General features: G+C 70.4%; 15 protein-coding genes. 8 read left to right on the top strand and 7 right to left on the bottom strand.

Annotated elements, in window-relative coordinates; genetic code table 11:
• Nucleotides 1-77: 77 nt before the first annotated feature.
• The 6 genes from CI785_RS04585 (at nucleotide 78) to metG (ending at nucleotide 7878) form a co-directional block, all read left to right on the top strand.
• Nucleotides 78-1958, top strand: a complete 1881-nt coding sequence (locus tag CI785_RS04585) for an acetolactate synthase large subunit (protein WP_105030909.1) — start codon at nucleotides 78-80, stop codon at nucleotides 1956-1958.
• Nucleotides 1959-1960: 2 nt separating this feature from the next.
• Nucleotides 1961-2479, top strand: coding sequence for an acetolactate synthase small subunit (gene ilvN, locus CI785_RS04580; RefSeq protein WP_105030908.1), 519 nt, complete (start codon nucleotides 1961-1963; stop codon nucleotides 2477-2479).
• A gap of 57 nt (nucleotides 2480-2536) precedes the next feature.
• A complete protein-coding gene (ilvC, locus tag CI785_RS04575) occupies nucleotides 2537-3562 on the top strand; it encodes a ketol-acid reductoisomerase (protein ID WP_105030907.1) in 1026 nt (341 codons plus the stop codon).
• 141 nt (nucleotides 3563-3703) lie between these two features.
• A complete protein-coding gene (serA, locus tag CI785_RS04570; protein ID WP_105030906.1) occupies nucleotides 3704-5296 on the top strand; it encodes a phosphoglycerate dehydrogenase in 1593 nt (530 codons plus the stop codon).
• Nucleotides 5296-6225, top strand: a complete 930-nt coding sequence (locus tag CI785_RS04565; protein WP_105030905.1) for an acetamidase/formamidase family protein — start codon at nucleotides 5296-5298, stop codon at nucleotides 6223-6225. The genes serA and CI785_RS04565 overlap by 1 nt, the downstream gene beginning before the upstream one ends.
• Before the next feature lie 81 nt (nucleotides 6226-6306).
• Complete coding sequence (metG, locus tag CI785_RS04560) at nucleotides 6307-7878, top strand: methionine--tRNA ligase (RefSeq protein WP_105030904.1); 1572 nt, start codon at nucleotides 6307-6309, stop codon at nucleotides 7876-7878.
• 102 nt (nucleotides 7879-7980) lie between these two features.
• Here the strand turns inward: metG and CI785_RS04555 are convergent, their stop codons facing one another.
• The 5 genes from CI785_RS04555 to CI785_RS04535 all read right to left on the bottom strand — a co-directional run bounded on the left by CI785_RS04555 (nucleotide 7981) and on the right by CI785_RS04535 (nucleotide 14217).
• Nucleotides 7981-8520 (bottom strand): hypothetical protein, encoded by a 540-nt coding sequence (locus CI785_RS04555; RefSeq protein WP_105030903.1) that lies wholly within the window; start codon nucleotides 8518-8520, stop codon nucleotides 7981-7983.
• A gap of 137 nt (nucleotides 8521-8657) precedes the next feature.
• Nucleotides 8658-11234 carry an ABC transporter permease gene (locus tag CI785_RS04550; RefSeq protein ID WP_105030902.1) on the bottom strand — a complete coding sequence of 859 codons (2577 nt, stop codon included), beginning with the start codon at nucleotides 11232-11234 and terminating at the stop codon, nucleotides 8658-8660.
• A gap of 1 nt (nucleotide 11235) precedes the next feature.
• A complete protein-coding gene (locus tag CI785_RS04545) occupies nucleotides 11236-12021 on the bottom strand; it encodes an ABC transporter ATP-binding protein (RefSeq protein WP_105030901.1) in 786 nt (261 codons plus the stop codon).
• A 138-nt stretch (nucleotides 12022-12159) separates the two neighbouring features.
• Entirely contained in the window at nucleotides 12160-12963 is an 804-nt protein-coding gene (locus CI785_RS04540) for a response regulator (RefSeq protein ID WP_105030900.1), read from the bottom strand.
• Nucleotides 12964-13017: 54 nt separating this feature from the next.
• A complete protein-coding gene (locus CI785_RS04535; RefSeq protein WP_105030899.1) occupies nucleotides 13018-14217 on the bottom strand; it encodes a sensor histidine kinase in 1200 nt (399 codons plus the stop codon).
• 110 nt (nucleotides 14218-14327) lie between these two features.
• Between CI785_RS04535 and CI785_RS04530 the strand changes: the two genes are divergently transcribed.
• Together CI785_RS04530 and CI785_RS04525 are read left to right on the top strand one after the other, a co-directional pair.
• Nucleotides 14328-15380: a 3-isopropylmalate dehydrogenase gene (locus tag CI785_RS04530; protein WP_105030898.1), complete on the top strand. Its 1053-nt coding sequence runs from the start codon at nucleotides 14328-14330 to the stop codon at nucleotides 15378-15380.
• 97 nt (nucleotides 15381-15477) lie between these two features.
• Nucleotides 15478-16584 (top strand): branched-chain amino acid aminotransferase, encoded by a 1107-nt coding sequence (locus CI785_RS04525; RefSeq protein ID WP_105030897.1) that lies wholly within the window; start codon nucleotides 15478-15480, stop codon nucleotides 16582-16584.
• 75 nt (nucleotides 16585-16659) lie between these two features.
• Here CI785_RS04525 and CI785_RS04520 read toward each other — a convergent pair whose 3' ends face one another.
• Nucleotides 16660-18231 (bottom strand): putative bifunctional diguanylate cyclase/phosphodiesterase, encoded by a 1572-nt coding sequence (locus CI785_RS04520; RefSeq protein WP_105030896.1) that lies wholly within the window; start codon nucleotides 18229-18231, stop codon nucleotides 16660-16662.
• 468 nt (nucleotides 18232-18699) lie between these two features.
• The gene (locus tag CI785_RS04515) at nucleotides 18700-19731 is read right to left on the bottom strand and encodes a hypothetical protein (RefSeq protein WP_105030895.1); all 1032 of its coding nucleotides are present in this window, start codon (nucleotides 19729-19731) and stop codon (nucleotides 18700-18702) included.
• Between the last annotated feature and the right edge of the window lie 114 nt (nucleotides 19732-19845).

The raw sequence follows: 19845 nt of genomic DNA, 5'->3' as shown, positions 1-19845 counted from the left end.
CACCGGCAGCGAAGAAGCGCAGGAAATCCGCAGTTCAGCCTGCAGCAGTGCAGCGAATGCTCCGAAGGAAGTCATCGATGTCCAAGGGATCGCCCATCAGCCCGGCGCTGCTGGCAGCAAGGCCGGCACCGCCCGCAGCACCCGCTCGGGAGACCGCACCCGCGGCTCCGGCGAGCCCCGTCCGGGGCCCCAACAACGTGGTCGCGCCCACCCCGATGCTCGGATCCGCGGCGATCGTCAGGTCGCTCGAGGAACTCGGCGTCGACGACGTCTTCGGACTGCCCGGCGGAGCCATCCTCCCCACCTACGACCCCCTCATGGCGTCCTCGCGTCTCCGGCACATCCTCGTGCGGCACGAGCAGGGCGCCGGCCATGCCGCCCAGGGCTACGCGATGGTGACCGGCCGGCCCGGTGTCTGCATCGCGACCTCGGGACCAGGGGCCACCAACCTGGTGACCGCCATCGCGGACGCGCACATGGACTCGGTGCCCATGGTCGCCATCACGGGCCAGGTCTCCAGCGCGTTCATCGGCTCGGACGCCTTCCAGGAGGCTGACATCGTGGGTATCACGATGCCGATCACCAAGCACTCCTACCTCGTCACCGATGCGCAGGACATCCCGCGCGTCCTCGCCGAGGCGTTCCACATCGCCACCACGGGACGCCCGGGCCCCGTGCTCGTGGACGTCGCCAAGGACGCGCAGCAGTCCACCATGACGTTCTCCTGGCCGCCGAAGGTCGACATCCCCGGCTACCGGCCCGTGGTGCGCGGCCACGCGAAGCAGGTCCGCGAGGCCGCACGCCTCATCGGCGCCTCGCAGCGCCCCGTCTTCTACGTGGGCGGCGGCGTCGTGAAGGGACACGCCTCGGCGGAGCTGAAGGAGCTCGCGGAGCTCGTCGGCGCGCCGGTGGTGACCACCCTCATGGCCCGCGGTGTCTTCCCCGACTCGCACCGGCAGCACGTGGGCATGCCCGGTATGCACGGCTCCGTCTCCGCCGTGACCGCACTGCAGCAGGCGGACCTCCTCATCACCCTCGGCGCGCGGTTCGACGACCGCGTCACGGGCGTGCTGTCCAGCTTCGCGCCGAACGCGAAGGTCATCCACGCGGACATCGACCCCGCGGAGATCTCGAAGAACCGCGCCGCGGACGTGCCGATCGTCGGATCGGTGAAGGAGATCATCCCGGAGCTGACCGCGGCGGTCACCGACGCCTTCTCCGCGCAGGACCGCCCCGACATCTCGACCTGGTGGAGGACCATCGACCACCTCCGCGAGACCTACCCGGTGGGCTTCACGCAGCCCGACGACGGCCTGTCGGCACCGCAGCAGGTCATCAAGCGCATCGGCGAGCTCACCGGCCCCGAGGGCGTCTTCGTCTCCGGCGTGGGGCAGCACCAGATGTGGGCCGCGCAGTTCATCCGGTACGAGCGCCCGCACGCCTGGCTGAACTCCGGCGGCCTCGGGACCATGGGCTATTCCGTCCCCGCCGCGATGGGCGCCAAGGTGGGCAACCCGGACCGCGTGGTGTGGGCCATCGACGGTGACGGCTGCTTCCAGATGACCAACCAGGAGCTCGCGACCTGCGTCATCAACAACATCCCCATCAAGGTCGCGGTGATCAACAACTCCTCGCTCGGCATGGTGCGGCAGTGGCAGACCCTGTTCTACGAGGGCCGCTACTCGAACACCGATCTCAACACCGGCCACGACACCGTCCGCGTGCCGGACTTCGTGAAGCTCGCCGACGCGTACGGCTGCGTGGGCCTGCGCTGCGAGCGGGACGAGGACATCGACGCGACCATCGAGCAGGCGCTGGCCATCAACGACCGCCCCGTGGTGATCGACTTCGTCGTGAGCCGGGACTCGATGGTGTGGCCGATGGTGCCCTCCGGTGTCAGCAACGACCTCATCCAGATCGCCCGGAACATGACCCCGACCTGGGAGCAGGAGGACTGACCATGGCACGCCACACACTCTCCGTACTCGTCGAGGACGTACCCGGCGTCCTGACCCGGGTGGCCAGCCTCTTCGCCCGCCGCGCCTTCAACATCAACTCCCTCGCCGTCGGCCCCACCGAGATCGTCGGCATGTCCCGCATCACCGTGGTGGTCGAGGCCGAGGGTGACCTGCTCGAGCAGGTCACCAAGCAGCTCAACAAGCTCATCAACGTGCTGAAGATCGTCGAACTGACCACCGAGCAGTCGGTGCAGCGCGACCACGTCCTGATCAAGGTCCGGGCCGACGCCGCCACGAGGCTGCAGGTCACCCAGGCCGCGGACCTGTTCCGTGCGTCGGTGGTCGACGTCGCGATCGACTCGCTCATCATCGAGGCGACGGGCACACCCGAGAAGCTCTCGGCGCTCCTGTCCGTCCTCGAGCCGTTCGGGATCCGCGAGATCGTGCAGTCCGGCACGCTCGCGATCGGGCGCGGCGCGAAGTCGATGAGCGGCTCGAGCCAGGCCCTGCGCAGCGCCTGAGCACACCAGCACCACCAGCAGATTTTTCCAGCACCACCATCTGAAGGAGAACCACCCGTGACCGAGATGTTCTATGACGACGACGCCGATCTGTCCATCATCCAGGGCCGCACCGTGGCCGTCATCGGATACGGCAGCCAGGGCCACGCCCACGCGCTGAGCCTCCGTGACTCCGGCGTCGACGTGCGCGTCGGGCTGAAGGAAGGATCGGCGTCGCGCGCCAAGGCCGAGGCCGAGGGACTGCGGGTGGTATCGGTGGCCGAGGCCACCGCCGAGGCGGACCTCATCATGGTGCTCACCCCCGACCAGGTGCAGCGCCACGTGTACAAGGAGGACATCGCCCCGAACCTGCAGGCCGGCGACGCCCTGTTCTTCGGCCACGGCTTCAACATCCGCTTCGGCTACATCCAGCCGCCCTCCGACGTCGACGTCGCGCTCGTGGCTCCCAAGGGTCCCGGGCACATCGTCCGCCGCGAGTTCGAGGCCGGCCGCGGCGTCCCCGACCTCATCGCCGTCGAGCAGGACGCGTCCGGTACGGCGCGCGACCTCGCCCTGTCCTACGCCAAGGCGATCGGCGGCACCCGGGCGGGCGTCATCGAGACCACCTTCACCGAGGAGACCGAGACGGACCTCTTCGGCGAGCAGGCCGTGCTGTGCGGCGGTGCCTCGCAGCTGGTCCAGTACGGCTTCGAGACGCTGACCGAGGCAGGCTACAAGCCCGAGGTCGCCTACTTCGAGGTGCTCCACGAGCTCAAGCTCATCGTGGACCTCATGGTCGAGGGCGGCATCGCCAAGCAGCGCTGGAGCGTCTCCGACACAGCGGAGTACGGCGACTACGTCTCCGGCCCCCGCGTCATCACCCCCGAGGTGAAGGAGAACATGAAGGCCGTCCTCGCGGACATCCAGAACGGTGCCTTCGCCAAGCGCTTCATCGACGACCAGGACGCCGGAGCGCCCGAGTTCGCCGCGCTGCGCAAGAAGGGCGAGGACCACCCGATCGAGAGCACGGGCCGCGAGCTGCGCAAGCTCTTCTCGTGGATCAAGACGAGCGACGACTACACCGAGGGTTCCGTGGCGCGCTAGCGCCGTCTCCTCCCGGCAGGGCACCCGCCTGGCGCTCGACGACGAGCGGGTGCCCTGCCGGACGTGTGTCCGGCCGCCTCCGGTCCTGCCCGGCCCCGCGCGCCGCCCCTGATCCGCCTCCCCAGCCCCGAAGGAATTCCCGTGACCCCCAAGCCCGTCGTCCTCCTCGCCGAAGAACTCTCACCCGCCACCGTCGAGGCCCTCGGACCCGATTTCGAGATCCGCAGCACCGACGGCGCCGACCGCGCCCAGCTCCTCGCTGCACTCGCCGACGTCGACGCCGTCCTGGTGCGCTCCGCGACCCACATGGACGCGGAGGCCATCCAGGCGGCCCCGCGGCTGAAGGTGATCGCGCGTGCCGGCGTGGGCCTGGACAACGTGGACATCAAGGCCGCCACCCGGGCGGGCGTCATGGTGGTGAACGCCCCGACGTCAAACGTCATCTCCGCCGCCGAACTCACGGTGGGTCACATCCTGAGCCTGGCGCGGAACATCCCGCAGGCCAGCGCCGCCCTGAAGGCGGGGGAGTGGAAGCGCTCGAAGTACTCGGGCACGGAGCTGTACGAGAAGACCATCGGCATCATCGGAATCGGGCGGATCGGTGCCCTCGTCGCGGCGCGGCTGCAGGGGTTCGGCACGCAGATCCTCGCCTACGACCCCTACGTCACCTCCGCGCGCGCGGCGCAGCTGAACGTCCGGCTCGTCCCCCTCGAGGAGCTGCTGCGGGAGTCGGACTTCGTGACGATCCACATGCCGAAGACGCCGGAGACCGTCGGGATGCTCGGCGCCGAGGCCTTCGCGCTCATGAAGGACACCGCGTACGTGGTCAACGTGGCCCGCGGCGGCCTCGTGGACGAGGAGGCCCTGCACGCGGCACTCGCGGAGGGGCGGATCGCCGGAGCCGGCGTGGACGTCTTCGTGACGGAGCCGAGCACCGACCTCCCGTTCTTCGCCCACGACGGCGTGGTGGTGACCCCGCACCTCGGGGCGTCCACGGCCGAGGCCCAGGAGAAGGCCGGGATCTCGGTGGCGAAGTCCGTGCGGCTGGCACTGGCCGGCGAACTCGTGCCCGACGCCGTGAACGTGGCCGGCGGCGTGATCGACCCGGCCGTCCGCCCCGGCATCCCGCTCATGGAGAAGCTCGGCCGTATCTTCACGGCCCTGACCCACGCCTCGCTCACGCAGATCGACATCGAGGTGGCCGGCGAGATCGCGGCCCTCGACGTCAAGGCCCTCGAGCTGGCGGCCCTGAAGGGCGTCTTCACCGACGTCGTCTCCGAGCAGGTCTCCTACGTGAACGCGCCGATCCTCGCGGAGCAGCGCGGCGTCACCTCCCGACTGATCACCACGTCCGAGTCCGAGGAGTACCGCAACGTGCTCCGCCTCCGCGGGGCGCTCTCCGACGGCACGCAGATCTCCGTCGCCGGGACACTCACCGGTCCGAAGCAGGTGGAGAAGCTCGTGGGCGTGAACGGCTACGAGCTGGAGATCCCCATCAGCGACCACCTCCTGGTGCTGCTCTACACCGACCGCCCCGGCGTGATCGGTGCCCTCGGCCGGCTCCTCGGCGAGCGGGACATCAACATCGCCGGCATGCAGGTGTCGCGGAACAAGGAGGGCGGCCAGGCGCTGTCCCTGCTCACCGTGGACAGCTCCGTGCCGCAGGACGTCCTCGACGCCATCCGCGCCGAGATCGGGGCCACCGTGGCCCGGGAAGTGGACCTGCAGGACTGATGACCACCCACCACCTCCCGGCCGAACAGGCGACCGCCACCCAGGTCCTCTCGCGGGACACCCCACCCGTGCTGACCGTGCAGCCGGGGGACCGGGTCGTCGTCGTGTCCCTCGACGCGTCGGGACACCTCGAACGCCAGGCCACGCCCGGGGCGGGAACGCAGTACCGGTTCCCGGACCGGCGGGGCCATGCCCTGACGGGTCCGATCGCGGTCACCGGAACCGTGCCGGGTGACGTGCTGGCCGTCCGGTTCGAGTCGTTCGAGCCCGCCGCCTGGGGCTGGACGGCGGCCGGCCGGCGGGAGGACGACTTCTCACGCGCGCTCGGCCTGGAGGGCACGGACCCCGCCTGGCTGCTGTGGGACCTCGACGCGGCGGCAGGGACGGGCACGAACCAGTACGGGCACACCATCCGCCTGTCCCCGTTCCTCGGCGTGGTGGGGCTGCCGCCGGCCGAGCCGGGGGAGCACTCCACGACGCCGCCGCGCGCGGCCGGGGGCGGGAACATCGACTGCCGGGAGCTGACGGCCGGATCCACCCTGTTCCTCCCGGTCACCGTGCCCGGCGCGCTGCTGCACCTCGGCGACGGCCATGCGGCGCAGGGCGACGGCGAGGTGGGTGGCACCGCCATCGAGTGCGGCATGACCACCACGGTCACCGTCGACGTCGTCCGGGACGCGCCGCTGCGGAGCATCCACGCGCTGACGCCGACCGCGCGCATCACGTTCGGGTTCGACGCGGATCTGAACCGGGCGACGGCGGAGGCCCTCGGTGCGATGCTCACGTGGCTCCAGCAGCTGTACGGACTCGAACGGAAGGCCGCGCTGGCCCTGGCCAGTTCCGTCGTCGACCTCCGGGTGACGCAGATCGCGAACCGGACCTGGGGCGTCCACGCCGTGCTGGGACTCGACGCCGTCGGGCGGGCCTGAGCGGACGCCGGAACCCGTACCCGGGCTCGGGTGCGCCGTCGCACTTGGGCGAATCCGTGTGCACCGGGGTAATTTCATAGGGTGACCTCCGCAGACCCGAAGCCCCCGTTCTACATCACCACCGCCATCTCCTACCCGAACGGCGTGCCGCACATCGGGCACGCCTACGAGACGATCGCCGTCGATGCCATGGCGCGCTTCAAGCGCCTCGACGGCTTCGACGTCATGTACCTGACGGGCACGGACGAGCACGGCCTGAAGATGCAGCAGGCGGCGGACCGCGAGGGCATCCCGGTGCGGGACCTCGCCACGCGCAACGCGCGGGCGTTCCAGGACATGAACGACGTCGTCGGGACCTCCTACGACCGCTTCATCAGGACCACCGACGAGGACCACTACGCCGCGGCGACCGAGATCTGGAAGCGCATGGAGGCGAACGGGGACATCTACCTCGACAAGTACGCCGGCTGGTACTCGGTGCGGGACGAGGCGTTCTGGGCCGAGGAGGAGACCGAGGTCCGCGAGGACGGCGCGCGGTACGCGAAGGAGACCGATACCGAGGTCACCTGGACGGAGGAGGAGAGCTACTTCTTCCGGCTCTCGGCCTACCAGCAGAAACTGCTGGACCTCTACGAGGCGCAGCCGGAGTTCGGTGCGCCGCAGCCCCGCTTCAACGAGGTCATCTCCTTCGTGCGTCGCGGCCTCGAGGACCTCTCCATCAGCCGCACCACGTTCGACTGGGGCGTCCCGGTGCCCGGCAACCCCCGACACGTCATGTACGTCTGGGTGGACGCGCTGACCAACTACCTCACCGGCGTCGGCTTCCCCGACACCGGGTCGGAGCGGTTCCGCAGGTTCTGGCCGGCGGACGTGCACGTGATCGGCAAGGACATCTCGCGCTTCCACGCCATCTACTGGCCCGCGTTCCTCCTGTCCGCGGGGCTGGAGGTCCCTCGGCGCGTCATGATCCACGGGTTCCTGCACAACAGGGGCGTGAAGATGTCCAAATCCCTCGGCAACACCGTCGCGCCGGCCGACTGGGTGGACCAGTACGGCCTGGACCAGGTGCGCTTCTTCCTCCTGCGGGAGGTCCCCTTCGGTGCGGACGGCTCCTACAGCCACGAGGCCGTCGTGGGGCGCATGAACGCCGACCTCGCGAACAACTTCGGCAACCTGGCGCAGCGCTCGCTCTCGATGGTGGCCAAGAACTGCGACGGCGCCGTCCCGCAGCCGGGGGAGTTCGCCCCGGCCGACACGGAGATCCTCGACCGGGCGCACGCCCTGCTCGAGGCCAGCCGCGCCGCCTACGAGAAGCAGGAGTTCTCCCGGGCGCTCGAGGCCGTCTGGGCGGTGCTCGGTGACACGAACGCCTACTTCGCGGACCAGCAGCCGTGGGTCCTGCGGAAGACGGACCCCGGACGCATGGACACCGTGCTGTACGTGACGCTGGAGGTGCTGCGGGTGGTGGCGATCCTCACCCAGCCCGTCATGCCGGACGGCGCGGGGCGGATCCTCTCCGCCCTCGGCCAGGGGACGGCGGACGACGACGCGCGGCGCCTGTTCAGCGCACTGGGCGGGCGCATCGAACCCGGCACCGCACTGCCCGCGCCGTCACCGGTGTTCCCGAAGTACGAGGAGCCCGCCGGGGCATGAGCCGCCCGTCCGGGCCGTGGTCGCGGCTCGGGGCGCGCCCTCGGCCCGGCGCCGGGTCCCTCCGGGACCAGGCCCGGCGCCGGACAGATGCCGGGTCCGCCGTCAGCGCCGCAGGAAACGTGCGGGGGCGGTCTCCGTCATGACGCGTGCCACGGTGTCCTGCTGGCGCTTGGACGCATCGAGCAGGTGCTCGAGGGCGGTCCGGTTGAGCACGGCATCGCCCGCACTCGCCGACGCCTCGGGCACCAGCGCGAGGAGCGTGGACCACAGCGACTCCTTGCCCCGGAGAAGCGACTGCAGGGCCTCGAGCTCCAGCTGCGCGCCCGCCGTCGCCTTGCGGCGCAGCGGATTGAGCGGGTCGAGATCCGCCACCAGTGACATGGCCCGGGCAGCCGCCATCTTGACCACGCCGGGGCGGTGCCCCAGGGATCTGATCAACCGTTCGAGGAAGGCGCGTTCCTCGCTGATCTCCTCGCGCAGTCGCGCGAAGTCCTTCTCGTAGGGCGTCCCGGCCCACGAGACGCGTGCGGCCTTGAACAGCCGCACCCCGTTCGTGGCGCCCACCAGGTGCAGGTCCAGGTAGGGCAGGAGGGTGTCCAGGTCCAGCTGGTGCAGGGGAATGCCGTCCTCGACGCGCGTCATGGGCTGTCCTTCCATCGGATTGTCCAGCACATCACCCTACGGCAGCGCGGCGCGGCATCGGTAGCGGCACGGCGAGAGCCGCGCCGGTGCCCGGCGTCCGCCCGGGCGTGCCGGCCCGAGGGACGCCGGACCGGGACTCAGTCGGTGGCGAGTCCGGCGACCGGCGAGAGACGGGCCGCCCGCCGGGCCGGGAGCACGGAGGCCAGGAGTCCTGCGGCGACGGCCACCAGGAGGACCGCTCCGAGCTGACCGACGGGCACCGAGAGGATCACCGGAGTCAACCCGCCCAGGGCCGACTGCGCGCCGAGCCATCCGTAGAGCACGCCGAGTACGGTTCCCAGCAGGGCCGCGACCCCGGCGACGAGCACGGCCTCGACCGCGAGCATCCCGCGCAGCTGCCCCCTGGTGAGCCCGAGGGCCCGCAGCAGGGAGTTCTCGCGGCGTCGTTCCAGGACCGAGAGCGAGAGCGTGTTGGCCACCCCGATGAGCGCGATGAGCACGGCGACGGCGAGCAGGGCGGTCACGATGAGCAGCATGACGTCGATGATCTGGTCGTAGGCCAGCCGCTCGATCGCCGGGCCGGTGACGTCGTACTCCGACACACCCGTGGCCGCGACGATCCGCGACTGCACCTCGGCGATGCCGTCCGCATCCAGTCCGTCGTCGACGCGGAGCCAGTACATGGAGCCCACGGCGGCCGTGAAGGCATCAGTGTCCGCCGCCGTCCGGGGTGCCGGATCGGTGTCCGCCGGTTCGCCCAGGTAGGCCTCGAGGGCCCCCGGCGGGGTGCCGCCGAGCTGCTCCGCAGTGGCCCGGGTGATGAGGGGCTGGAAGAACACCGCGTCCGTCGCGGTGACGGGCAGGGTGGCGGGGCCGCCGCCGGCGTCGAGGGTCACCTCGGCCTGCTCCCAGGTCTGGGGTGCCAGGACCATGCCGTCCTGCAGCACCCCGTCGGAGCGGAGCACGCCGGCGATCTCGTCCGCGTCCGCCGTGTACACGAGCCGGGCGCCGTCCGCGGCGCTGGTCAGCAGCACCGGGGTGAGCTGGACGGCGGCCTGCACCCCGTCCACCTGCAGGAGTGTGGCGGCATCCACGCGGGACGGCTGCTCGCCGGCCGCCGCGGAGAGGGACCCGGCCACCCTCACCTCGAGGTCGACGGCGTAGTTCTGGTCGAGCTCGCGGTCGAAGGACATCCGGGCGGTCTGCGCCCCGACCATCATCATGGTCACGAGCGTCACGCCGACCATCAGGGCGGCCGCCGACGCCGTGGTGCGGGCGGGGTTCCGGACGGCGTTGACCGCCGCGAGGGCGCCGGGCACGCCCAGGGGGCGGGCAATCCGCCCGACAGCCGCCACGCAGGCCGGGATGAAGAGTGGTGCGAGGAGCACGATGCCGAGGAAGGAGATGGCACCGCCGACCACGGCCTGGCCGATCGCGACGGAGACGGCGCCGAGGAGCAGCAGCGCGGCGCCGACGAGCAGGGCGGCGAGGCCCGCGATGAGCCGGACCCGCCCGCTCCTGGTCCCGGCGAGCACCGGCTCGGCGGGACGGAGCGCGGCCAGCGGTGCCACGCGCGTCGCAGCCCGCGCCGGGACCAGGGCGGCGAGGAGTGTCATCAGCACGCCCACCGCGATACCGATGAGCACGGCCGAGGGTGGGACGGCCAGGACGGCGAAGGAGCCGAAGCCGGTTCCGCGGGCCAGCCCGACGAGTGCAGCCATGACACCGACGGCCAGCAGCACCCCGAGCAGGGACGCCACCAGTCCCACGAGGGCGGCTTCGACGAGCACCGAGGACCGGATCTGCCGCCGTCCGGCCCCGATGCAGCGCAGCAGGGCCAGTTCCCGGGTCCGCTGCGCCACGAGGACCGAGAAGGTGTTCGCGATGACCAGCCCGGCGACGAGCACGGCCACGGCGGCGAAGGCGAGGAGGATCCCCGTGAGCGCGTCGTTGCCGTTGGAGAGCTGGGCCACGTCGGCGAGTGTCTGTTCGGGGGCCGTGCGGACGGTGAAGGTGCCGGACTCCCGGGCGGGTTCGAGGGCCGCGGCGACGGCCGCGGCGAGGGCGGCGGTGTCCGTGCCGGGGTCCAGGGCCAGCTGGACGTTGCGGAACGCGGGGCCGCCGTCGGAGAGCTCGCGGACCACCGACGGGGACGCGAGGACCTGCACCACCCCGGACAGGGACGGGTCGGCGCTGGGCGCCATGAGCGCGGTGACCTTGAGGGCGCCGCCCAGCGCGGCAGGGGTCACCTCGGTCCTGTCACCGAGGGCCACGGTGTCACCGGGTGTGATGCCCAGCCGCCCGGCCGACTTCTCGTCGAGCGCCACCTCACCGGGGGCGCTCGGGTAGGAGCCGCGGGTCACCTCCGCGTTCTCCAGGTCCGGCGGAGCGGTGGTGGTGAAGGCGGCGAGGGAGGTCTGCGAGCCCGTGGCGAGCTGACCGTACGCCCGCTCGAGACCGTGTGCGGTGTGCACACCAGGGACGGCTGCGAGCCGCTCGACGACGTCGGCAGGGATGTCCGCGCCGTCCTGACCGGTCACCACGAGGTCGGCCTTGGCGTAGGTGGCCCCGATGCTCCGGCCGAGACTGGCGTTGGTGGTCGCGCCGACCATGAGGGTCGCGGAGAGGAAGGCGACGCCGAGCATCACGGCGAGCCCGACGGCGATGAAGCGGCGGGAATGCACCCGCACCTGGGCGAGGGCCAGCTGCAGCACGTCAGGCTCCCAGCTGCGCGAGGGCGCTCGAGATGGCGTCCGGCGTGGACTGCTCGAGCTCGCCGACCAGCACGCCGTCGTTCATGAGGACCACGCGGTCGGCATAGGACGCCGCCACGGGATCGTGCGTCACCATGATGATGCTCTGGCCCATCTCGCGGCAGCTGCGCCGGAGCAGGGAGAGCACTTCGGCGCCCGTCGCGGAGTCGAGGTTGCCGGTGGGTTCGTCCCCGAAGATGACGTCGGGCCGGGTGAGCAGGGCGCGGGCGACGGCGACGCGCTGCTGCTGGCCGCCGGAGAGCTCGTGCGGGCGGTGGGTCAGCCTGTCGGTCAGCCCGAGGGAGGACGAGATCTGCTGCAGCCAGGCGGTGTCCACGGTGCCGCCGGCGAGCGCGACCGGCAGGGTGATGTTCTGCTCGGCGGTGAGGGTGGGAACGAGGTTGAAGGCCTGGAAGACGAAGCCCACGCGGTCGCGGCGGAGGCGGGTGAGGTCGGCGTCGGGCAGTGCGGTGATCTCGGTCGCGCCGATCCAGAGCCGGCCGGCGTCGATGCTGTCGAGCCCCGCGAGGCAGTGCATGAGGGTCGATTTGCCGGACCCGGACGGGCCCATGATCGCCGTGAAGCGCTGCCGCTCGAAGTCGAGGGAGACGCCGCGGAGCGCGTGGACGGCGGTCTCACCGCGGCCGTAGCTCTTGGACACGCCCCGGGCGCTGACGGCGCCGTCCGGGGTGGAGGACACGGGGAGGGCGCCGGGCATGCCGGCAGGACGATTCGTGGACGTTGTCATGCTCCCACGCTATGGAGGGAAGCGGGCGTCCGGATCGGCGCGCGGGCCGGGGTTTCCCGCCGCATCTCTCATCCCGGGGGATGAGCAGGAGCACCGCAGCCTACGACCGGCTGGTCCCGGGTACGGGCCGGCCTGTCGTCAGGGCCGCACGATGCCCGTCGCGTAGGCGAGGACGACGGCCTGTACGCGGTCGCGCGCCCCGAGCTTCGCGAGGATGTGCCCCACGTGTGTCTTCACGGTCGCCTCGGACAGGAACAGCTTCGACGCGATCTCCGGGTTGGACAGCCCCTGGGCGATGAGTTCGAACACCTCGCGCTCGCGGGCGGTCAGGCGGGCCACCGCGGCGGCCTGGGCGTCCTGAGCGGGCGATGCCTGGCGCAGCATCGGGGCCACATGGTCCAGCAGGCGCCGCGTGGTGGAGGGCGCGATCACGGCGTCACCGCGATGCACCGTGCGGATGGCCTCCAGCAGCTCCTCCGGCGGCGCATCCTTCAGCAGGAATCCGCTCGCCCCGGCGTGGATCGCGGACAGCGCGTACTCGTCGAGGTCGAAGGTCGTCAGCACCACGATCCGTGGCCCGGCCGCCGCACCGCCTGCTGCCGCCTGGCCGGCGAGGATACGGCGGGTCGCCTCGATGCCGTCCATACCCGGCATGCGCACGTCCATCAGCACGACGTCGGCGCGCGTGGCGGCGAGCGCCCGGACCGCCTGCTCGCCGTTGGCCGCCTCGCTGACCACCGTGAGGTCGGCCTGGGAGTTGATGAGCATCGCGAATCCGCTGCGCACGAGGTGCTGGTCGTCGACGATCGCGACGCGGATCGGCCCGGTGTCCCCGCCGCGTGCCGGCTCGCTGCCCGTGTCGGCCGGCGCGGTGCTGCTGGTGGTACTGCTGGTGCTCTCCACGGGGTCCTGTTCTCCTGGTCTCGCCTGGTGCTGGTGCATACCTGTCATCCTCGCGCTGCGCCGCTCACGCGTCTCCCGGGTGCCGCCACAAGCCTAGGCCTGCGTGTAGGGGATGAATGCCTCCACACGATAGCCGCCGCCCGTGCGCGGCCCCGCGGACACGGTGCCGTCGTACAGGCGCACCCGCTCGGTCATCCCGGTGATCCCCTGGCCGGCGCCCGCCGTGGAGGGATCGGGCGCGGCCCCGCGGCCGTCGTCGTCGACCGTGACGGTCAGCCCGCGGGGGCCGTACCCGAGCTCCACCTCGGCGCTCGTGTTCGCCCCCGCATGCTTGAGCACGTTGGTGAGCGACTCCTGCACCACCCGGTAGGCGGTCAGCTCGGCGCCGAGCGGGAGCGGCCTCCGGGGCTTACCGTTGCGGCGGCACGCCACCCGGACGCCGGATCGCCGGACCGACTGGATGAGGGAGTCGACGTCGTCCAGCGTGGGCAGCGGCCGCGTGGAAGCGGTCTCGTCGCCGCGCAGGACACCGAGCAGCCGCCGCATCTCGCGCAGCGATCCCCGTCCCGTGTCGGCGATGGTGCCGAGTGTCTGCACCGCGAGCTCGGGCGCCTGGGCGCTCGCGTACCGTGCGCCGTCGGCCTGCGTGATGATGACCGAGAGGGAGTGCGCCACGATGTCGTGCATCTCCCGGGCTATGTGGCTGCGTTCGTCCGCGGCCGCGAGGTCGCGCTCCTGTTGCCGCTCCACCTCCAGCCGCCGCGTCCTGTCCTCCAGTGCCTGATAGGTGCGGCGCCGGGACCGGGCGAGGTCACCCATCGTCCAGGCGAGGAGCACGAGGGCCTCGATGAAGAAGACCAGGACCAGGAACAGCGGGATGGTGCTCAGCACGAACTGGTCCCCGCCGAGGCCGAGCAGGTCTCCGTAGCGCGCGGGGCCGACGGCGGCGGCGAGGACCGTGAGCCCCAGGCCACCGATGCTGGCCCACCGCGGGGCGTAGGCGGCGAGCGTGTAGAGCGTGATGAGCACGACGAACTGCGCCGGGACCGGGTCCACGCCGAGGACGAGCTGCAGGACGGAGATGCCGGCGATGATCCCGGCCGAGAGGAGCACGTGCGAGCGGCGCCACGCGAGGGGCACCAGCAGGGCCACGGACACCGCGACGACGACGCCGTACCCGCTGGCGCCGGCGAAGGGCAGGACCAGGAACACGAAGATCGCCAGCGCGAGGCAGGTGTCCAGTGTCCCCGGGTGTGCGCGTACCCAGCGCGCGAGTCGCAGGTGGATGTCCATGGCAACCAACTCTAGGTGGGCCGCTGCCGCCGCACATCCGACCGCGGGTGGAGCTGTCTCAGCCTGCGGACCGATTGTCGCGGGAGAAGGTGCCTTCCTACGCTGGGACCATGACTGACGCACCGCACCGCATCGATCTGGCCGTCATCCCCGGAGACGGGATCGGCCCGGAAGTGACAGCAGAGGCGGTGAAGGTGCTGTTGGCGGCCGTGGGCACCGACGTCGACGTCGCGCTGACGGAGTACGAACTCGGCGCCGAGCACTGGCTCGCCACGGGGGAGACCCTGCCCGATGCGACCCTGGAGCGCCTGCGGAGCCACGACGCCATCCTCTTCGGCGCGGTGGGCGCCGCGCCGGGGGACACCCTCGTCCCGTCGGGCCTGATCGAGCGGGAGTTCCTGCTCAAGCTCCGCTTCTCGCTGGACCATTACGTGAACCTGCGTCCCACCCGGCTGTTCCCCGGCGTCACCAGTCCGCTCGCCGACCCGGGCGCCGTCGACTTCGTCGTCGTCCGTGAAGGGACCGAGGGTCCGTACACGGGCAACGGCGGGACGCTTCGCGGCGGGACGGTGCACGAGGTGGCCACCGAGGTTTCGCTGAACACGGCGCACGGCGTGGAGCGCGTGGTGCGCGACGCCTTCGCACGAGCTGCGGGACGCCGCAGGAAGCTGACCCTCGTGCACAAGCACAACGTCCTCGTCCATGCCGGCCACCTGTGGAAGCGCATCGTCGAGGCCGTCGCCGTCGAGTTCCCCGAGGTGGAGCACGACTACCTGCACGTGGACGCGGCGATGATCTTCCTCGTCACCGATCCGGCGCGCTTCGACGTGATCGTCACCGACAACCTGTTCGGCGACATCGTGACCGATCTCGCCGCAGCGGTCTCGGGGGGCATCGGGCTCGCCGCGTCCGCGAACCTCAACATGGACCGCACCGCCCCGTCCATGTTCGAGCCCGTCCACGGCTCGGCGCCGGACATCGCGGGCCGGCAGATCGCCGACCCCACGGCCGCGATCCTCTCGGCGGCGCTCCTGCTCCACCATCTCGGTCTCGACGCGCCCGCGGTTCGGATCGAGCAGGCCGTCGAGGCGGACATCGCGTCCAGGACGGGAGCCCGCAGCACGGCCGCCGTCGGCGATGCCATTGCCGCTGCCGTGTCCTAAGGTGGTTACACATCATTAACCCAGTGCCGGAGCACTGACCACCGACGGACGACGGCGGCCGCGCCGCGCGTGCAGTCCGTTCCAGCGCGGAGGAACCATGACAGCCACCGAAACCCAGTTCGCCCAGCACCTGTCGGAGCGGCGCATGCCGGTCGAGGAGCGGGAGGCGGTCCTGGCGGATCCCGGCTTCGGCAACTTCTTCACCGACCACACCGCGATCGTCGACTTCCGCGTGGACGAGTCCGGGGTCGGGGGCTGGCACAGCGCCCGCCTCGAGCCCTACGGGCCCATCGCCCTCGATCCCGCGGCCGCCGTCCTGCACTACGGCCAGGAGATCTTCGAGGGCATGAAGGCCTACCGCCACGCCGACGGCTCGGTGTGGACGTTCCGCGCCGATGCCAACGCTGCCCGCCTCAACCGGTCCGCCGTCCGCCTCGCCCTGCCCCAGCTGCCCGAGGAACTGTTCCTCGAGTCGCTGCGCCAGCTCGTCGCCGCGGATCAGGACTGGATCCCGTCCGGTGACGGCGAGAGCCTCTACCTGCGGCCCTTCATGATCGCCACCGAGGCGTTCCTCGGCGTGCGGCCTGCCCGCGAGGTGTCCTACCGCGTCATCGCGTCCCCTGCGGGCAACTACTTCGGCGGTGAGGTGAAGCCCGTGGACATCTGGGTGTCCCGCAACTACGCGAGGGCAGGACGTGGCGGCACAGGGGCCGCCAAGGCCGGCGGCAACTACGCCTCGTCGCTCGCCGCCCAGCTGGAGGCCGAGGCCCACGGCTGCAAGCAGGTGCTCTTCCTCGACCAGTTCAACGACAATGCCGTCGAGGAGCTCGGCGGCATGAACGTGTTCTTCGTCTTCCGTGACGGCTCCCTCGTGACCCCCGCCCTCTCGGGCACGATCCTCGAGGGCGTGACGCGGTCCTCGGTCATCCAGCTCGGACGCGACCGCGGCCTGGACGTCGTGGAGCGCAAGATCACGCTCGACGAATGGCGAGACGGCGTCGCCTCCGGCGACATCACGGAGGTGTTCGCGTGCGGCACGGCTGCCGTCATCACCCCGATCGGCCGCTTGCGCGACGGCGACGAGTACATCGGAGCCGCCGACTCCGCGGCGGGGGAGGTCACCATGTCGATCCGGAGCCAGCTGCTGGGTATCCAGACCGGCGTCGAGGAGGACACGCACGGCTGGCTGACGCGCCTGGTCTGAGTTCCGTCCCCCGACGGCGCCCGCCACCGCCCCTGCAGGGGTGGGAACGGGCGCCGTCGCCGTTCCCGGGCCGGGTCAGCGGGAGGACGCCCGCTGCGCGCCCTCGACGCCGTCACCGACCTGCAGGAAGCGGGTCGCGGTCAGGAGCGCCGCCGTCTCGTCGGCCGGCAGGGGGCGGCTGAAGTAGTACCCCTGGCCGCTGGCGCAACCGAGGTCCCTCAACTGACTCGCCTGTTCGGCCGTCTCGATGCCCTCGAACACTGCCTCGAGCCCGGCGGCCCGGATGAGCTGCAGGATCGCGGCGACGAACTCCAGCTGCCCGGCCCTCGAGTTGAGCTCCACGAGCAGCGAGCGGTCCACCTTGACCATGCTGACGGGCAGCTCCCGCAGGTAGCTGATGGAGGAGTATCCCGTCCCGAAGTCGTCGATCTCGATCCCCACGCCGAGCTGCTTCAGGCTCAGGAGCGAGTACATCTCCACCTCGCCGCGCGTCACGATCGCCGTCTCGGTGATCTCCACCACGAGGGCGCGCGCCGGGAGGTCGAGTTCGCGTAGCAGGCCGCGGATGTGGTCCACCAGGTCGAGCTGCTTGAGCTCGACCGCGGAGAGGTTGACTCTCAACTGGAAGTCCTCGTCGAGCGCGATGTCCCGGCGCCACTGGGCCAGCTGACGCAGCGAGCGGGACATCACCCAGCGGTCCAGGTCATGGATGACGCCGATCTCCTCGGCGAGGGGGATGAAGGTGTCCGGCGGGATCAGCCCGCGCAGGGGATGCTGCCACCGCACCAGGACCTCCACACCGAGGATCCGGTTGGTGGCGAGCTCCACCACCGGCTGGTAGTGCAGCACGAGTTCGTCCGAACTGATGGCGCCGCGCAGCTCGGTGGCCATCTGGCTGCGCAGCTGCCGCGAGTAAAGCATCACGGGCTCGAAGACCTTGATGATGCTGCGACCCTCGCGCTTGGCCGCATACATGGCGGTATCGGCGTCGAGCAGGAGTTCCTCGGCGGACTGGCCGGTGGTACCGAGGCGGACGCCGATGCTGGCGCGCGCGTGGACGTAGAGCGAGTCCAGGCGGATGTGCGCGTCGAGTGCCTCCAGGGCCCGACGTGCCACGTGCATCGCGCTGTCCATGCTCGCGCCGGGCAGCAGGATCGCGAACTCGTCACCGCCGAGCCGGGCCACGAGGTCGCTCTCGCGGACGACGCTGTTGAGCCGGGACGCCACCTCCTGCAGGACGCGGTCACCGGCGTCGTGGCCGAAGCGGTCGTTGACGTTCTTGAAGCTGTCGAGATCGAGCAACAGGAGGGCGGGAGGCGGCGATCCGGCCGAGGCCTGGTTGAGGGCCTCCTCGATGGCGTCCATCAGCGCTACGCGGTTCGCGAGGCCCGTGAGGGCGTCGGACATCGCCATCTTCATCATGTCCAGGTGCGCCTGGCGGAGCATGGCGGTGCGACTTTCGACGCGTTTCTCGAACTGCTCGTACACCTGCTCGAGCTCCTCGGCGAGGAGATTCACACCGGTGATGACGGCGTCGACCTCATCCCTCGCGCTCGAGGGTTCGATCCGACTGCTGAGTTCGCCGCGCGACAACCGGACGATGCTCTCGACGAGCATCGCGAGCCGCGGGTCCTTGTGGGCGCTCATCGGTCCCAGCGTACATTCCGGGCCGCTGCCGCCTGCGCGCCGAGCGGTGCGGCGACAAACGGATGCCGGGGGAGTGCCGGTGCCCCTCGGTCCGCTGTACGGTCGGAAGCCGTTGTCATGGCGCTACCCCCAGGCTGCCGCCGTCGAAGAAGTGGTTGAGGACGCGTCGACGGGTCGACCATCACGTGGTCGAGCGGTGGATCGTTCTGCACGGACCCTGCTACCGCCGACGGGGAAAGATTAGCACTGCGCCCGGCCACTTCCGTGGCGGCGCGAGGGGGCGGCCGGCAGGGCATGCGCTGATGGGAGCGGCAGGCATGAAGGAGCCCCGACCGGGGTGGGAGTAATGGGGGAAAACGCCCAAGCCGATCGGGGCCTACGCAAGAAGCTACGCCGGATCGGCGGAGCGGGGATGCGGTACGGAACCCGAGGAATTCCGCTTGACAACAGAGCCCAACGGGTCGGCGCTCAGGTACCGATACCGTCCATCAGTGACCTTGCCACCGCAGCCCTCTCCTGGGCCCCGGACTGCAGGAAGAGATCCTCGCTCGCTTCGAGGTTGTCCCGTGCCTCGCTGTCCCGCCCCTGTCCTGAGAGGGCGCGTCCAAGGAAGAAGTGCGCTTCAGCCGCGGTATGTGTCGCGAGCAGGTGCTTGTGCGCGATGACATCTCCGAACTGCTCGATCGCCGCCTCGAACTGCCCCGTCAGAACCAGCCATTGCGCCCGTGTCAGCCTCAACTCGAGGCGGTCACGCTCGGTGCCACCCACGATGGAGCTTGCGAGTTCTGCACGCTCAATGCACTCGAGCGTCTCGGGTTCGATTACGTTCGCCGTCAGCCGCAGCGACGCCGATGCACGGTTGAATCGCGCCCACAGGTCCAGATCGTTCGTAGGTGACAGGTGTTTCGCAGCGAGTTGATGATAGGAGACACCTTCGCCGATGTGCCCGAGGAGGAATGCGACATTGCCGATTGCCCAATGACCAAGTCCAGTGGTCTGGGTAGGCGGTTCCATCGACAGGAGCTCGGCCAAGATTTGACACTCGTTCCAGGCTTCCTCGAGTCGATCACTGTCGGCGAGGGCGGCGATCAGAGCGTTCTGCGCTTCTATCTGGATACTTTTCTGCCCGGGTGCCTCCTGGGCGGACCTTACGCCTGCACGCGCAGCGGTGACTGCTTGGGCGAGATTGCCAGTGCCCTGCAGTGCGAAGGACATCAGGGTTGCGGCTCTGGCGCTCAACGCTGGTGACTCACGCGTCAGCGGGTGGATCTCGAGTTGCTCGGCGATTTCCTTGGACTGTTGCATACGCCCCTGCTTCCGCAGAGCTTCCGATACAAGGAACGTGGCATTCCACCAACCGGCCTCATCATCGGAGGCTGCAGCGACGCTTGCGGCTCGTTCTGCCAACTGCTGAGCGCTCACGTAATCACGCTGGTTCCAGGCATCGCGAGCCTGCAGTTCGATCATGAGCTGCTCACCACGGGATTCCTGCAGTGCCATGATCGCCTTTCGTCGAAATCCCAGAACAATGCCTCCTCACAGTATTGGTTCAAGTGCCGCCGGAGCCAGAGGACGGAAAATTGTCGAACATATCTCGCCAGAAGTGTTACCAAA

This window comes from Arthrobacter ruber (assembly GCF_002954225.1).
GTDB classification, from domain to species: Bacteria; Actinomycetota; Actinomycetes; order Actinomycetales; family Micrococcaceae; genus Arthrobacter_D; species Arthrobacter_D ruber.
The sequence above is the reverse complement of the archived record's forward strand: the minus strand, read 5'-3'. Positions and strand labels throughout refer to the sequence as shown.

Coding starts and splice junctions, on each gene's coding strand:
- CI785_RS04540 (WP_105030900.1), bottom strand. CDS start 12,963: ATGCACCAGCACCAGGCGAGACCAGGAGAACAGGACCCCGTGGAGAGC.
- CI785_RS04535 (WP_105030899.1), bottom strand. CDS start 14,217: ATGGACATCCACCTGCGACTCGCGCGCTGGGTACGCGCACACCCGGGG.
- CI785_RS04585 (WP_105030909.1), top strand. CDS start 78: ATGTCCAAGGGATCGCCCATCAGCCCGGCGCTGCTGGCAGCAAGGCCG.
- CI785_RS04530 (WP_105030898.1), top strand. CDS start 14,328: ATGACTGACGCACCGCACCGCATCGATCTGGCCGTCATCCCCGGAGAC.
- ilvN (WP_105030908.1), top strand. CDS start 1,961: ATGGCACGCCACACACTCTCCGTACTCGTCGAGGACGTACCCGGCGTC.
- CI785_RS04565 (WP_105030905.1), top strand. CDS start 5,296: ATGACCACCCACCACCTCCCGGCCGAACAGGCGACCGCCACCCAGGTC.
- CI785_RS04515 (WP_105030895.1), bottom strand. CDS start 19,731: ATGGCACTGCAGGAATCCCGTGGTGAGCAGCTCATGATCGAACTGCAG.
- CI785_RS04520 (WP_105030896.1), bottom strand. CDS start 18,231: ATGAGCGCCCACAAGGACCCGCGGCTCGCGATGCTCGTCGAGAGCATC.
- CI785_RS04555 (WP_105030903.1), bottom strand. CDS start 8,520: ATGACGCGCGTCGAGGACGGCATTCCCCTGCACCAGCTGGACCTGGAC.
- CI785_RS04545 (WP_105030901.1), bottom strand. CDS start 12,021: ATGACAACGTCCACGAATCGTCCTGCCGGCATGCCCGGCGCCCTCCCC.
- CI785_RS04525 (WP_105030897.1), top strand. CDS start 15,478: ATGACAGCCACCGAAACCCAGTTCGCCCAGCACCTGTCGGAGCGGCGC.